Raw genomic sequence first — 14731 nt, forward strand, 5'->3', positions numbered from 1 at the left:
GCCGACCGTGTTGCAGCCAGCCCGCATCGACGACCACGGCCATCCGGAGACGATCACGACGCTGTGGTCCCTGCGGGAGGACGTCCGTGTCGAAACGGCCGAGGACGGCGACGCGGTCGAGCTCCACGGCCGCTGGTCCGACCTGCGGGTACGCCATCCGGAACCGGGCCTCGTGGAGACCCTGCGCCGGATGAGCCTCGGACCGGTCAGCCTGGACAACGTCACCCCGGGCGGCGGCGACGGCACCCGCGGGTCCTGGCAGCGCGCGCTGCTGCGGCTCCAGGACCTGGTCGTGCGGTCGCTGGCGTTCGCGGACAGCGGGCAGGTGCTGCTGTCCGCCGTCCCGCTCTCGCACGCCGCCCGCTTCGCCCCCGAACCGCCGCCGGAGAACATCCCGTTGAAGCTGTCCCGGTTCGCGGTGCTGCGCCGCGACGGGGACCTGTTCCAGCTGGAGTCGCCGCTGTCGCTGCACCGGGTGCTGCTGCACCGGCCCGAGGCCCAGTGGGTGGTCGCGGCCCTCGGCCGCCCCGTCTCCGCGGCCAAGGCGGGCGACGGCGTCCCGCTGGCCGGGGCGGTGGTGCGGGAGATCCTCGGGTACCTCATCGGCACCGGCATGGTGCTGGTGGCGCAGAACTCCGACGGGGACTTCGAGGAGGACCAGGATCCCGCGCTGCGCACCTGGTCCGCCCACGACATGCTCTTCCACACCCGTTCCGTCATGGGCCGCGACGACGGCGACTACGGCGCGACCTTCGCGCACGCCGCGCAGCTCACGCCGCAGCCCGCCGTCAGGCACCCGCGGCGCGGCCCGGTCGTCCGGCTGCCGCGGCCCGAACTGGACGAAGTGCTCGACCGGGATCCGCCGTTCACCAGCGTGCTGGAGGGACGGCGATCGGTGCGCGAGTACGACGCGTCCGGCCTGAGTCTGCGCACCCTCGGCGAGTTCCTCTACCGGACGGCCCGGGTCCGCTCGATCGGCACGGCCGGCGAGGGCGAGACCGCCTACCCGGCCAGCGACCGCCCGTACCCGAGCGGCGGCGCCGCCTACGACCTGGAGATCTACCTCACCGTCCGGGACTGCCCGGGACTGCCCGCCGGCATCCACCACTACGACCCCCAGGACCACTGCCTGGTGCTGGTCAACGAGGATCCCGCGGCGGCGGACGAACTGTCCGCGGGTGCCATGGCGGCCGCCGCGCTGTCCGGCCCGCCGCCCGTGCTGATCACCCTGACCTCACGGTTCCAGCGGCTGTCGTGGAAGTACAGCGGGCTGGCGTACGCGCTGGTGCTCAAGCACGTGGGGGCGCTGATCCAGACGTTCTACCTGGTGGGGTCGGCGATGGGGCTGGCCGGGTGCGCGGTGTGCAGCGAGGACATCGCCGTGGGCGCCGGGGCGCTCGGGCTGGACTGGCGCAGCGAGTCCCCGGTGGGCTCCTTCGTCCTCGGTCCGCCGCCCGCCGGGCGGGAGCGCTGCGGTGCGCACCACCTCGGGGACCGGCGGCCGGTCAACGGCCCCGACTGGCCGGAGCGTTCGGCCGCACGGTGAGCCGCCGCACGGTGAGCCGCTGCCGAACTCCCGCAGAAGGACCGTACCTTCAGCACCACCGCGGCCCCGGGCCGTCTACTATGACGGCACGAATGTGAGCATCAACGGGGGAGTGTGTGGATGCCGCGCCGATTCCTGCATTCCGGTAGACAGCAGCGCGACACTCTCCCTCCACAACTGGCCTTCGCCATCGTCCTGATGGTGCTGTGCGGGTTCGTTCTCATCGCCGTGCTCAACGTGATCGGCAGTGATCCGGGGCCCTGGCTGCTGGTGGGCTGCATCGTCTCCAGCGTCGCGCTGTTCGCCATCCAGACCGTGCACAGCCATCCGGGCACCGAGCGGTTCCGGGAGCGGTACGGCCTGTGGACGCTGCTCGGCCAGGCCGTGCTGACGTACGTCCCCATGGTGTTCTTCGGGGTGACCTGGGGCGGCATGGGCGGATTCCTCGCGGGATCGTGCCTGCTGATCATCACGGCGCCGGCCTGCTGGGCGGCGTTCGGCGCGGTCGTGGCGGTGACCGGGGCGGCCGCGGTCCTGGAGGGCATCGGCTGGGTCGACTCCTCCTACCTCGTGGTGTCCACCGTGCTCACCGGCCTCATCGTCTACGGCCTCACCCGGCTGTCCAACCTGGTGGCCGAAGTGCACCGGGCACGCGAGGAGCTGGCGGAGATGGCGGTGGCCCGGGAGCGGCTGCGGTTCGCCCGGGACCTGCACGACCTGCTGGGCTTCGGGCTGTCCGCGATCACGCTCAAGAGCGAGCTGACGTTCCGCCTGGTGGCGACCCGGCCGGAGCGGGCCCGCGAGGAACTGGTGGCCATCCTGCAGATCTCCCGGCAGGCTCTCGCCGACGTGCGCTCGGTGGCCCGCGGCTACCGCGAGATGTCCCTGGACGCCGAGGCCGCCTCCGCGGAGGACGTGCTGGGCGCGGCCGAGATCGAGGCCCGGATCGACCTCGACTGCGGCCCGGTGTCCGCGCGGGCGGGAACGGTGCTGGCCACGGTGATCCGCGAGGGCGTCACCAACGTGCTGCGGCACAGCAAGGCCCAGCAGTGCGTCATCGACGCCCGCGCGGCCAGTGGCCCCGACGGCGCCCTGGTCCGCCTGGTCCTGGCCAACGACGGCGCCGACGAGACCCGCCGCACCGGCTCCCAGGACGGCGGCAGCGGACTGGGCAACCTGCGCACCCGCGTCGAGGAGATAGGCGGCCGGCTCACCGCGGGCGTCGACGCCGAGGGCTGGTTCCGCCTGGTGGCGGAGGTCCCCCGCACGCCGGCGGCCCAGGTGAGCCAGCCGGTGTCCTGACCGGCGCGAGGTCGACGCGCGTCACGTCGACGCGCGTCACGTCGGCGTCGGTCAGCCGTCGCCGGTCCCGCCCGACCGCCTCACGTCAGCCACCCGTTGTCCTGGGCGATCCGGATCGCGTCCACCCGGTTGCGGGCGTTGAGCTTGGTGACCGCGCTGGTGAGGTAGTTGCGCACGGTGCCGATGGAGAGGAAGAGGCGGGTCGCGATCTCCATCGCCTCCGCTCCGTCGGCGGCCAGTCTCATCACCTCGACCTCGCGCCGGGTCAGCGGGTTCTCCTCCACCTCCCAGGCGGCGAGCGCCAGTTGGGGGTCGATCACCCGTCCCCCCGCCGCCACCTTCCGTACCGCGTCGGCCAGTTGGTCCGGCGGGGCGTCCTTCAGCAGGAACCCGGAGACCTTCGCCGCCATGGCCCGCCGGAACGTCCCCGGCCGGCCGAGGCTGGTCAGGATCAGCACCCGGCAGGCCGGCACCGCCGTACGCAACTGGTCGGCCGCGCTGAGTCCGTCGAGCCCGGGCAGGTCGATGTCCACGATCGCGACGTCCGGCCGCAGTTCGAGCGCGGTCGGCACCAGCCGGTCCCCGGAATCGAACTGGGCGACCACCTTCAGATCGGGTTCCATCTCCAGCAGTGCCACCAGGGCACCGCGCACCATGTGCATGTCCTCGGCGATAACGATGCGGATCAAGCCAGACCTCCCCCGTCGTACGGCCGTCATGGCGCGCACGCACCCGCACGCATGGTATTCGAACGGTCACCGCATCCGGGCCGACTCGCCCGCCCTCCCGGCCGAACGAGCCGTGAATCCTTCATACCGCGCCCCCTGACCCGGTCACCGCCGACCGGGGACCCTTGCACTGTCGGCCGGGGTCCCGCCCATGGGACCGTCGATGTACTTCGCACAGTACGGGGGACCGAACGCCTCGTACGTCCCTTCCTAGCCACCTGGGGACCAAGATGGACATCACCCTGCTGGGGCCGCTCAACGCGGACAAGGACGGCGCCCCGGTCCTGCCGTCCGCGGCCAAGATGCGCCAGATCCTGGCGCTGCTGGCCCTGCACGCCAACCGAGTGGTCCCCGTGTCGACGCTCATGGAGGAGCTCTGGGGCTACGACCCTCCGCGCACCGGGTCCACCACCCTGCAGACCTACATCCTGCGGCTGCGCCGCCTGATCGACGCCTCCGTGCGCGGCCGCTGCAACGCCAAGGAGATCCTCGTCTACCGGCACGGCGGCTACTGCCTCAACATGCCCACGGGCTGCGTGGACGTCCTGGAGTACGACCGCCTCGCCAAGGAGGGCCAGCGTCTCTTCGACAGCGGTGAGGACGAGGCCGCGGTGAAGGTGTACGGCGAGGCGCTCGACCTGTGGCGCGGCCCGGCGCTGGCCGACATCCGCTGCGGCGCCGTGCTGGAGATCGAGCGGGTACGCCTGGAGGAGAGCCGGCTCGGTGTGCTGGAACGCCGTATCGACGCTGAGCTGTACCTCGGCCGGCACGCCGAACTCCTCACGGAACTGATTGTCCTGACGGCCCGTCAGCCCCTGCACGAGGGCCTGCACGCCCAGCACATGATCGCGCTCTACCGCTCCGGCCGGCCCTCCGAGGCGCTGGCGGCCTTCACCAAGCTCCGCCACCGCCTGGTGGAGGACCTGGGCCTGGACCCCTCACCCCGGCTCCAGCGGCTCCAGCGGGCCATCCTCGGCGGGGACCTGCTGCTCGAACACCCGCAGCGCGGACCGGGCCGCCGGGTGCTGGACATGTTCGCCGCGTGAATCACGGCCGTGGGAAGTCCGGCCCCACCCGGACTCCGACGGCCGAGGGCCTCACACGACCTCGAAGTTCGCCATCATCGCCATGTCCTCGTGCTCCAGGTTGTGGCAGTGGACCATGTACCGCCCCCGGTGCCCGCGGAACCGCACCAGCACGTCCACCACTTCGTACGGCCGCACGTCCACCGTGTCCTTCCAGCCCGCGTCACTGGGCAGCGGTGCCCGCCCGCCCCGGGCGACCACCAGGAAGTGCGCGAGGTGGAGATGGACGGGATGGTGGAAGTCGCTGCTGAACCGCCACCGTTCGACGGTGCCGAGACGCGGCCTGGCCAGGATCCGGGCGCTGTCGAAGGGCCGCCCGTTGATCGTCCACAGCTCCCCGCCGCCCCCGGACGTCAGCCGGAAGTCGAACCGCCGCTCGGCCACCGGCCGCCCGGTCACCGCCGGCTCCACGCCGGCGAGCCGCTCCGGAACCCGGCTGGTCTCCCGCTCCCGCCGGACGATCCGGAACCGCAGCACCGACCGGGTGCCTCCCGTCCCCAGGGTGTTGACCAGGGTGACGGTCGAGCCGACCGGATACGCGCCGAAGTCGACGACCACGTCGAACCGTTCCCCCGGCGCCACCGGCAGCGCGTCGTGCCGGACCGGACGCTCCAACAGCCCCGCGTCGCTGCCCACTTGGACGAACCCGGCGCCCTCGCGCGGGCCCGGCTCCAGCTCCAGCCGGTAGCGGCGCGCGTTGGACGCGTTGAGGATCCGGAACCGGTGACGGGTGGCGGAGACCTCCAACTCCGGCCAGGGCGCCCCGTTCACGAGCACCACGTCCCCGGTCACGCCCTCCATGTACGCGTCCTCGACGCCCGGCCGGCCGGTGAGCGAGGGATCCAGGGAGGGGTAGCGCAGCGCGCCGTCCTCCTCGAAGGCCCGGTCGCAGATCATCAGCGGGATGTCCTTCTCGCCCCGGGGGAGCGGCAGCGCGTCCTCCACGTCGTCGCGCACCAGGAACATCCCGGCCAGCCCGCGCCACACCTGCGGTGCGCTGAAGTCCATCCGGTGGTCGTGGTACCAGAGCGTCGCGGCGGGCTGGCCCAGCGGATACGTGTACGTCTTGGCGCCCGGCGAGAACGTCCAGTCGCCCGGCCGCGTCCGCATGTGCCCGGCGTGCGCCCCGTGGCCCGGCTGCGAGTGCCCGGCGGGCGAGCCAGGGCCCTCGTACCCCGGCGGGACGACGAGGTCCAGAGGCGAGCCGTCCGACCCGGGAGTCTGGACCCCGCCGTGCAGATGCGTGGAGGTCGGCACGGGGAGCTCGTTGCGCACCCGTACCGTCGTGGTGCGCCCCGACCGGCCCACCAGGGTGGTCCCCGGGAACCGGCCGTCGTAGCCCCACACCTCGGTCCGCAGACCGGGCAGGATCTCCAGGCGGGCGGCCCGCTGGACGAGTTCGTAGTGGTCCGCGCCGTCCCGGCCCCGGGCGGCGGTCGCCGTCACGGGCACCGGCAGCGGTACCCCGAACGGGGCGGGCAGCCGCGCCCGGCTGGTGAGCTGCTCGCCCGAGACCTCCCGGGTCAGCGCCCCGCACCCGGCGGCCCCGAGGCCCGCCGCGGCGAGCCCGGTGGCGGTGGCCGCCTTCAGCAGGGCCCGTCGGCTCGGCCGCATGGTCATCGACTCCCGTTCTCCGCCGGGCGATCCGCCCGGTGCGCGAACACCCAGTACGTCTGCGCGGTCAGCCCGGCGACGAGCGCGACGCCCAGCGGTATGTGCAGGGCCAGCTGACGGGCGTAGCCGAACCCGCTCTGCGCCTCGACGAGGCCGGCGATCACCAGCGTCAGCCCGGCCGGCCACACCGGACCGCCGCCCGGGCGCCACAGCGTGACGGCGGCGGCGACGGTCAGCCAGCTCATGACGGAGACGAGGGTGGCGTTGAGGGCGTGCAGGTCCAGCAGGTCGGTGTCGCCGGTGACGAACATCCCGGCCAGCACGGGCTGCGCGAGCGTCAACAGCAGCAGCACGCAGGTGCATCCCCGCAGTGCGGTGAGCGGCCAGCGGCGCGTCATCCTCGTCGGCGCCGCGGCTTCGGTGTCCGCGTCCGGTGACGGGAACATCTGCATCACTCCGGATCGCCGACGGCATCCGCAGCCGCCGCGCCGCCCCGAGTCTGACGACACCCGCTGGACCCCGGCTCGACCGCACCGAGACGCGACGATCAGGCCGACACGGCGGGGAACACGGCCTCGCCGCCGACCGGGACGGCTCCCTGCCGCCGCCGGCCGACGGCGAGGGCACGGTCCCGCGGCTGACACCCCGGCCGGCCGGGCCGAACGCCCCGTCAGCCGGGCCCGGTCAGCCGAGCGAGCGTTCCCTCACCCGGGCCAGGTGCCGGGCGAAGACCTCGCGGGTGTCTGGGGTGAGGGTGCGCAGAGCCACCAGAGCCGTGATCACCACGTCGCACAGCTCGTCCTGGACGTCCTCCCAGGTGTGCGAGTGGCCCTTGCGCGGGTTCTGGCCGGTCGCCCCGATCACCGCCTCGGCGACCTCGCCGACCTCCTCCGACAGCTTCAGCATCTGCAACAGCCGGGCCTGGTCGCCCCCGACCGGCCGGCTGGCCTCCAGCCAGGCCCACAGCTCGTCGATGGTGCTCCAGAGATCCGGGACCGGCCCGGCAAGGTCCTCGGCCGGCCTGGCAAGGTCCTCGGCCGATCCGGGACGGTCCTCGGCCGGCTCGCGGGAGGTGGCCTGATCAGTCATGCGGGCAGCTTGCCACGCCGCCCCGCCCGCCGGACACCGTGCCCCTACTCGTCGAACGTCTCCTCGAACAGGGCTTCCTGCTCGGTCTCCTCCGCCTTCCGCAGCCGCCGGTTGCGCGCGCCCACGACCAGCGCCGTCACCAGCCCGGTCGCCGCGAACGCCGCCGGGACCATCCAGTTCCGGTCGACCGCGTGGCCGAGCGCGTGGTCCAGGGAGAGCCGGCCGGGCCCGGTGACGGCGAGACCGGCGGCCGTCAGGCCCAGGCTCGCCGCGTACTCGTAACCGCCGCCCTGGTTGAAGAAGCCGTTGGGCGTGTGCACCGCCGCCGCGCCCGCCATCGCCCCGGCCGCCGCGGCACCGGCCGCCGGGGTCGCCAGGCCGAGCGCGAGCAGCGTGCCGCCGCCGGCCTCGGCCAGCCCCGCCGCCGCGGCGCTCTCCCTGCCGGGCGCGTACCCGACGGACTCGAAGAACTGGCCGGTGCCCTCCAGCCCGTGTCCGCCGAACCACCCGAACAGCTTCTGCGCGCCGTGCGCGGCCAGTACCCCGCCAGTGCCCAGCCGGAGCAGCAGCAGGCCCAGATCACGTCGGTCGTAAGAGGTCACGAGGGTCTCCCGGAACGAAGAGGACGAAGGGACGACAGGGACAGCGAGAGGAACAGCGAGAGGTACAGCCCCTCCGCGGTGCCACCGTCGCACTCCCCGCGCTTCGCGGTCCCGTCCGGGGCGCCGTTCGGGTGGCGGGCCCCCGGGAGCGGTGTGAGTCTGACGGGCATGACGATTCAGACAGCCAAGCTGAGCGACCCGGCCGTCCGGGCCTTCGTCAGCGCCGTCAACGCCCATGACCGCGAGGCCTTCCTGGCGCTCCTCGCCCCCGGCGCGACCATGGCGGACGACGGTGCCGACCGCGACCTCGACGACTGGATCGACCGGGAGATCTTCTTCACCCACGGTCACATCGAGGTCGACAACGAGTCCCGGGGCGGCCGGGCCCTCCTCGCCCGCTACCGCAACGACACCTGGGGCGAGATGCGCACCCGCTGGAGCTTCACGATCGGCGAGGACGGCAGGATCTCCCGCTTCGAGACCGGCCAGGCCTGAACCCCACCCCGTCACCCCGCGGAGCGTGCCCGACGACCGCGCCGGGCCTTGCCTTCGCGCGCACTCCAGCCCCCGGCGTGTCCGGGCATGGCTTCGACGACGGTTTCCGACGCTGCCGCCCCGGCTCAGCCGCGCCCCACGTGACGGCATCGCCGTCGCCGGTACCTGAGGGTTTCTACGACGGGCGGCGCGGCCGGGCTCACGCCGGCGTGAGCGCGGCCGAGGGGTCCTGGTCCGGGGCCTCTCCCGGGTAGCGGACGCCGACGCGGTCCCGGATCGCGTCGAGCGTCCGCATCACGGCGAGGGTGCCGTCGAGCGGGACGAGCGGCGACTCGGTCTCGCCGGCCCGCAGGGCCCGCATCACCTCAAGTGCCTCGTGCTGGAGACCGGCCCGGGTCCCGTCCTCCGGGCCGGCCGTGAACTCCTGCGGGTCGCGGCCGTCGCGGTGCAGCACGAAGCGGTCGGTGTGGAAGAAGCCGTACGGGAGGTCGATGCGGCCCTGCGAGCCGGTGACGGAGGCGGTGGTGGCGGTGCCGCCGATGATGGAGCAGTGCACCGAAGCGAGAGCACCGCTGTCCCAGGAGAGCAGTGCTCCGGTCTGGAGGTCGACGCCCTCGTCGGAGAGCACCGCTCTCGCCGCGATGTCCGAGGGCTCCCCGAGCAGCAGCTGCGCGAACGACACCGGATACACGCCGAGATCCAGCAGCGCGCCCCCGCCCTGCGCCGGATCACGCAGCCGGTGCGAGGGCGGGAAGGGCCCCGCCAGCCCGAAGTCGGCGTGCACACTGCGCACCTCGCCGATCGCGCCGTCCCGCACCAGCCCGGCCAGCCGCAGGATCAGCGGGTTGCAGTACATCCACATGGCCTCCATCAGGAAGCGTCCGCGCTCCCGCGCCAGCGCGACCAGTTCCCCGGCCTCCCGCGCGTTCAGCGTGAACGCCTTCTCGCACAGCACGTTCCGCCCGGCCGCCAGACACAGGCCGGCCGCCGCGCGGTGCGCCGCGTGCGGGGTGGCGACATACACGACGTCGACGTCCGCGTCGTGCGCGAGCGACTCCCAGTCGCCGTACGCCCGGGGTATCCCGAACCGGTCCGCGAACGCCTTCGCCGACTCCTCGGTCCGCGAGGCCACCGCCACCACCTCGGCGTCCGGCAGGTCCACCAGGTCCGCGGTGAACGCCGCCGCGATCCCGCCCGTCGCCAGGATCCCCCAGCGCACCCTCTGCTCCGTCATCCCGGCCCCACCCTCGCTCACATGACCCTCGGCACTCCGTACGAGCTGAGAGCATAGGTGGCGGATCACTCGGAAAGGGAGGGGCACATGCCCGAGCGCGGGGCGCCGACACCGCACGAGCCGCGACAGGCCGTGTCGCACAAGGCCACGGAGCCGCCGACGGAACCGACCGCCGAACCCCCGACCGCCGAACCCCCGACCGCCGAACCCCCGACTGCCGAACTCCCGACCGCCAAATCCCACGCCGGCCCGCCCCCCGGCCTGCGCCGCACCGGTTTCCTCGTCACCCTCGTCCTCGGCGGCCTCACCGCGACGCCCCCGCTGGCCATGGACATGTACCTCCCCGCCCTCCCGGCGGTCACCAGGTCCCTCTCCGCGCCCGCCGCGACCGTGCAGCTCACGCTCACCGCCTGCCTGGTCGGCATGGCGCTCGGCCAGATCGTGGTCGGCCCGATGAGCGACAGGTGGGGCCGCCGGCGCCCCCTGCTCGTCGGCCTCATGGTCTACGTCGCCGCCACCGCCGTGTGCGCCCTCGCGCCCACCGTCGAACTCCTCGTCGCGTTCCGGCTGGTGCAGGGCCTCGCGGGCGCGGCCGGGATAGTGATCGCGCGGGCCGTCGTACGCGACCTGTACGAGGGCGTGGCCATGGCCCGCTTCTTCTCCCAGCTCATGCTGGTCTCCGGGGTCGCCCCGATCGTCGCGCCGCTCGTCGGCGGGCAGGTCCTGCGGGTGACGGACTGGCGGGGCGTGTTCGTCGTCCTGACGGTGGTCGGGATCGCGCTCACCGTCCTGGTGTGGACCCGGCTGCCCGAGACCCTGGCACCGGCCGACCGGCACGGCGGCGGCGTCGGCGAGGCCCTGCGCTCCATGCGGAGCCTGCTCGCCGACCGCGTCTTCACCGGATACGTCCTCACCGGCAGCTTCGCCTTCGTCGTGGTCTTCGCCTACATCTCGGCGTCCCCGTTCGTCATCCAGGAGATCTACGGAGCCTCCCCGCAGACCTTCAGCCTGCTGTTCGGCGCCAACTCCGTCGGGCTGGTGATCATGGGGCAGATCAACGGCAAGCTGCTGGTCGGCCGGGTCAGCCTGGACAAGGTGCTCGCCGTCGGCCTCGTCGTCCTCGGGCTCGCCGCGACCGCGCTGCTGTTGATGTCGGCGGGCGTCTTCGGCGAGGTGGGGCTCGTACCGGTCTCGGCCGGGCTGTTCGTGGTGATGTCCGCGATCGCCCTGACGATGCCCAACGCCCAGGCGCTCGCCCTGATGCGCGTCGACCACTCCGCGGGCGCCGCCTCCGCGCTGCTGGGCACCTCGTCCTTCCTGGTCGGCGCCGTCGCCGCGCCCCTGGTCGGGATCGCCGGCGAGGACACCGCCGTACCGATGGCGCTCGTCCAACTGGGCGCCGTACTGGTGGCGGGTGCCTGCTTCGTGGGAATGTGCCGTCCCTGGAACGCGCGTGCGACCGCGGAGGGCGGGGCTCCTTCCCGCCCGCGCGACGCCGGGAGCCTGGGGGAGGGGAACTGAGCGCACCGAGACTGCGCCACGACACACCGGAACGAGCCGGACTCGACGGGAAGGAGCTGCGGCACCTGGTCCGGGAGATCCACGACCTCACCGTCGGCGAACGCCCCTGGGCGGCTGGCGCCGTGGTGGTGGCCGGGCGCGGCCCGGTGATCGCCGTCGAGGAGGCGGCGGGCTGGGCCGTGAGGTACGCCTCCTACGACCCCGAGACGGACACGGGCGTGGAACTGCCGCCCGACGCCCGGGTCCCCGCGACCGTCGACACCCCCTTCGACCTGGCCTCCCTCACCAAACTGTTCACCGCGGTCGCCGCCGTGCAGCAGATCGAGCGGGGCACGCTGGGCATCGACGCGCGGGTCGGCGCGTATCTGCCGGACTTCCGGGCGGCCGCCGAGCACGGCATCACCGTGGGGGAACTTCTCACCCACACCTCCGGGCTGCGGCCCGAACTCCCGCTGTACGACTGCGCCGACGCCGAGGAACGCCTGCACCTGCTCCGCGCGGAGCCCCCGGTCGGCGTGCCCGGCACCTACACCTACTCCGACCTCAACCCGATCCTCCTCCAGCACGTCCTGGAACGCCTCACCGGCCGCACCCTCGACGTCCTCGTCCACGACGGCATCACCCGCCCGCTGGGCATGACGGCGACCCGCTTCGGCCCGTGCCCCGGCGCGGCGGCCACGGAGGACCAGCGGCGGCCCTGGGCCAAGGCCGACCGGGGCATGCTGCGGGGCGAGGTCCACGACGAGAACGCCTGGGCGCTGGGCGGCGTGGCCGGTCACGCGGGCCTGTTCTCGACCGGCCGGGATCTCGCGGTCTTCTGCCGCGCCCTGCTCGCGGGCGGCGCGTACGGTCCGGCCCGCATCCTCGGCCCCGACTTCGTCGAACTCCTGCTGACCCCGCCGGGACTGGGCTTCGCCCTGGACCAGCCCTGGTTCATGGGAGCACTGGCGGGCCGGGGAGCGGCGGGCCACACGGGCTTCACGGGCACCTCCCTGGTCCTGGACCAGGCGACGGACACGTTCCTGGTCCTCCTGGCCAACACCGTCCACCCCCGAAGACGGCCCCCGGACAGCAGACCCCGGGCGGCGGCGGGGACGCGGATGGCGCGGGCGGTGCGGGGCATGTAGAGCGGGGGATACGGGGCGGGGGATGCGGGGACGGAGCGGGAGCCGCGGCGACGGTCACGCTCGGCGCACCGAGCCGGCACGAGCTGCCTCTCCGCCTGCCGAGCCGGGTGCAAGGTCACCTCTTGCCCGGCCGAGACGGGCGCGGACCGCCATGAACCGGGGGTCCGGGGGCGGAGCCCCCTGGCGAAGGCCATCCTGGCGAGCGTGCCTTGGTGGGGGTGGTCGTGGTGTGCGTGCCCTGGTGGGACCGTCCCGGCGTGCCTGCTTGGTGGGGGCCGTCCCGGCGAGCCCGCCCTGCTGAGGGCTGCCCCGGCGAGCCCGCCCCGGGGCGCGGCGCCCGTAGAATCGCCGGGTGAACGCCCCCGTACCCCCGGCTGAGACCCTGCGCGCCGCCCTCGCCACCCTGCTCGACGGGCTTCCGCCCAGGCAGGCCGCGCAGGCGGTGGACCGGCTGATCGCCAGCTACCGGGGTGCCACTCCGACCGACACTCCCATCCTCCGCGACCGCGCCGACGTCGCCGCGTACGCCGCCTACCGCATGCCCGCGACCTTCGAGGCGGTGCGCTCGGCGCTGGAGGCGTTCGCGCAGGCCGTACCGGACTGGACCCCCGCCGGCCACGTCGACGTCGGCGGCGGCACCGGCGCCGCGACCTGGGCGGTCAGCGCGACCTGGGGCGGCGAACGCCCGGTCACCGTGCTCGACTGGGCCGAACCCGCCCTGACCCTCGGCCGGGAGATCGCCGCCGCCAACCCGGCCCTGCGCGGCGCCCGGTGGCAGCGCTCCCGGATCGGAGCGGCGCTCACCATCGAGAGCACCGATCTCGTCACCGTGTCGTACGTCCTCAACGAGCTCACCGCCCCCGACCGCGCCACCCTCGTCGACGCCGCCGCGGCCGCCGCCCAGGCCGTCGCGATCGTCGAACCCGGCACCCCCGACGGTTACGCCCGGGTGATCGAGGCCCGCGACCGGCTGATCGCCGCCGGCTTCCACGTCGCCGCTCCCTGCCCGCACAGCGCCGCCTGCCCCATCGTCCCCGGCGAGGACTGGTGCCACTTCTCCGCCCGGGTCAGCCGCTCCTCCCTGCACCGCCAGGTCAAGGGCGGCTCCCTCGCCTACGAGGACGAGAAGTTCGCCTACGTCGCGGCCGCCCGCCTGCCCGTGGCGCCGGCCCCCTCCCGGGTGGTCCGGCGCCCGCAGATCCGCAAGGGCCAGGTGCTGCTCGACCTGTGCGAGCCCGACGAGAAGCTGAGCCGCCGCACGGTCACCAAACGCCACGGCGACCTCTACAAGGCGGCCCGCGACGCGGACTGGGGCGACCCCTGGCCCCCGGCGGACCGACAGGACCGGCCCTGATCACGACGGTTCGGTGCCGGTGACCTCCTCCCGCCGTTTCTCCTGGAGCCTGCGCAGCAGTTCCCGCTTCTGGGCCTGGGAATCCAGCCCGCCGCCGATCCGGCCGCCGCGTTCACCCCCGCGCAGGGCGTTGCGGCCCAGCTTCTTCCGGGTGCCGCCGACGCCCAGCATGTTTCCTGCTCCACCTCGGGACATGAGGTCTCCTCGCTCTTCGGCAAGCTGACGAGACGTATCGTCTCGTTCAGACTCCTCCACTGTCGGCGAGACGGAGCGTCTTGTCAACCTGGTAAATTCGAACCATGACCGACCAGAAGACCGCCCCCGACACCACCCGCCGCAGCGAGAGGTCCCGCCGCGCGATCTACGACGCCGCCCTCGCGCTCGTCGCCGAGGTCGGTTACCCGAGGACCACCATCGAGGGCATCGCCGCCCGCGCCGGCGTCGGCAAGCAGACGATCTACCGCTGGTGGTCGTCGAAGGCGGACGTCCTGCTGGAGGCGTTCCTCGACCTGAGCGAACAGGCGGGCCGGGAGGCGGGCGGGGACGACACGTACGTCATCCCCGACACCGGTGACCTCGCCGCCGACCTGAAGGCCGTGCTGCGGCTGACCGTCGACCAGCTCAAGGACCCCCGCTTCGAAGCCCCGTCCCGTGCCCTGGCCGCCGAGGGCGTGGTCGACGAGCAGCTCGGCCGGGTCTTCATGGCCAAGCTTCTCGAACCGTCGCTCCAGCTGTACGCCGACCGGGTGCGCGCCGCGCAGGAGGCCGGCCAGGTCCGCCGGGACGTCGACCCGCGCATCGCCCTCGAACTGTGGGTCTCCCCCCTCGCCCAGCGCTGGCTCCAGTACACGGGCCCGATCTCCTACGAGTACACCGACACCCTCGTCGACTACGCCCTCCACGGAATCGCTCCCCGCTGAGCGCCGTCGCCGGACGCCGCGCTGAGCGCCGGATCGGGCGCCGTGCCGGGCGCCCCGCTCAGCGCTGTGCCGGGCGCCGCGCCGGGACGCTTCGTCGGACACCGTGCCGGACAC

General features: G+C 73.6%; 15 protein-coding genes. 8 read left to right on the plus strand and 7 right to left on the minus strand.

Annotated elements, in window-relative coordinates; all coding sequences use genetic code 11:
- Positions 1-7 precede the first annotated feature (7 nt).
- Both ACWD0J_RS14915 and ACWD0J_RS14920 read left to right on the plus strand, forming a co-directional pair.
- Positions 8-1546: a SagB/ThcOx family dehydrogenase gene (locus ACWD0J_RS14915; RefSeq protein WP_451496201.1), complete on the plus strand. Its 1539-nt coding sequence runs from the start codon at positions 8-10 to the stop codon at positions 1544-1546.
- 120 nt (positions 1547-1666) lie between these two features.
- The gene (locus ACWD0J_RS14920; protein WP_451496202.1) at positions 1667-2848 is read left to right on the plus strand and encodes a sensor histidine kinase; all 1182 of its coding nucleotides are present in this window, start codon (positions 1667-1669) and stop codon (positions 2846-2848) included.
- Positions 2849-2928: 80 nt separating this feature from the next.
- Here ACWD0J_RS14920 and ACWD0J_RS14925 read toward each other — a convergent pair whose 3' ends face one another.
- A complete protein-coding gene (locus ACWD0J_RS14925; RefSeq protein ID WP_451496203.1) occupies positions 2929-3537 on the minus strand; it encodes a response regulator in 609 nt (202 codons plus the stop codon).
- A gap of 269 nt (positions 3538-3806) precedes the next feature.
- Between ACWD0J_RS14925 and ACWD0J_RS14930 the strand changes: the two genes are divergently transcribed.
- Positions 3807-4622 (plus strand): AfsR/SARP family transcriptional regulator, encoded by an 816-nt coding sequence (locus ACWD0J_RS14930; protein WP_451496204.1) that lies wholly within the window; start codon positions 3807-3809, stop codon positions 4620-4622.
- A gap of 51 nt (positions 4623-4673) precedes the next feature.
- Here ACWD0J_RS14930 and ACWD0J_RS14935 read toward each other — a convergent pair whose 3' ends face one another.
- The 4 genes from ACWD0J_RS14935 to ACWD0J_RS14950 form a co-directional block, all read right to left on the minus strand.
- Positions 4674-6281 (minus strand): multicopper oxidase family protein, encoded by a 1608-nt coding sequence (locus ACWD0J_RS14935; protein ID WP_451496205.1) that lies wholly within the window; start codon positions 6279-6281, stop codon positions 4674-4676.
- The gene (locus tag ACWD0J_RS14940; RefSeq protein WP_451496206.1) at positions 6278-6721 is read right to left on the minus strand and encodes a hypothetical protein; all 444 of its coding nucleotides are present in this window, start codon (positions 6719-6721) and stop codon (positions 6278-6280) included. The genes ACWD0J_RS14935 and ACWD0J_RS14940 overlap by 4 nt, the downstream gene beginning before the upstream one ends.
- Before the next feature lie 238 nt (positions 6722-6959).
- The gene (locus ACWD0J_RS14945; protein ID WP_451496207.1) at positions 6960-7364 is read right to left on the minus strand and encodes a MazG-like family protein; all 405 of its coding nucleotides are present in this window, start codon (positions 7362-7364) and stop codon (positions 6960-6962) included.
- A 44-nt stretch (positions 7365-7408) separates the two neighbouring features.
- Positions 7409-7966, minus strand: coding sequence for a DoxX family protein (locus ACWD0J_RS14950; protein WP_451496208.1), 558 nt, complete (start codon positions 7964-7966; stop codon positions 7409-7411).
- A gap of 168 nt (positions 7967-8134) precedes the next feature.
- On the opposite strand from ACWD0J_RS14950, the gene ACWD0J_RS14955 reads away from it, so the two are divergent.
- Positions 8135-8461 (plus strand): nuclear transport factor 2 family protein, encoded by a 327-nt coding sequence (locus ACWD0J_RS14955; RefSeq protein ID WP_451496209.1) that lies wholly within the window; start codon positions 8135-8137, stop codon positions 8459-8461.
- 199 nt (positions 8462-8660) lie between these two features.
- Here ACWD0J_RS14955 and ACWD0J_RS14960 read toward each other — a convergent pair whose 3' ends face one another.
- Positions 8661-9695 (minus strand): Gfo/Idh/MocA family protein, encoded by a 1035-nt coding sequence (locus tag ACWD0J_RS14960; protein ID WP_451496210.1) that lies wholly within the window; start codon positions 9693-9695, stop codon positions 8661-8663.
- Between the two features lie 87 nt (positions 9696-9782).
- Here ACWD0J_RS14960 and ACWD0J_RS14965 point away from each other — a divergent pair, with 87 nt between their 5' ends.
- From ACWD0J_RS14965 to ACWD0J_RS14975, 3 genes are all read left to right on the plus strand, one after another.
- Entirely contained in the window at positions 9783-11216 is a 1434-nt protein-coding gene (locus tag ACWD0J_RS14965) for a multidrug effflux MFS transporter (protein WP_451496211.1), read from the plus strand.
- Entirely contained in the window at positions 11129-12343 is a 1215-nt protein-coding gene (locus tag ACWD0J_RS14970) for a serine hydrolase domain-containing protein (RefSeq protein ID WP_451496212.1), read from the plus strand. The genes ACWD0J_RS14965 and ACWD0J_RS14970 overlap by 88 nt, the downstream gene beginning before the upstream one ends.
- A gap of 352 nt (positions 12344-12695) precedes the next feature.
- A complete protein-coding gene (locus ACWD0J_RS14975) occupies positions 12696-13697 on the plus strand; it encodes a small ribosomal subunit Rsm22 family protein (protein ID WP_451496213.1) in 1002 nt (333 codons plus the stop codon).
- Here ACWD0J_RS14975 and ACWD0J_RS14980 read toward each other — a convergent pair whose 3' ends face one another.
- Entirely contained in the window at positions 13698-13892 is a 195-nt protein-coding gene (locus ACWD0J_RS14980) for a DUF6243 family protein (RefSeq protein ID WP_451496214.1), read from the minus strand.
- Between the two features lie 104 nt (positions 13893-13996).
- On the opposite strand from ACWD0J_RS14980, the gene ACWD0J_RS14985 reads away from it, so the two are divergent.
- Entirely contained in the window at positions 13997-14617 is a 621-nt protein-coding gene (locus tag ACWD0J_RS14985) for a TetR/AcrR family transcriptional regulator (RefSeq protein WP_451496215.1), read from the plus strand.
- Positions 14618-14731 lie beyond the last annotated feature (114 nt).

The sequence above is a fragment of the Streptomyces sp. NPDC003011 genome (assembly GCF_053591515.1).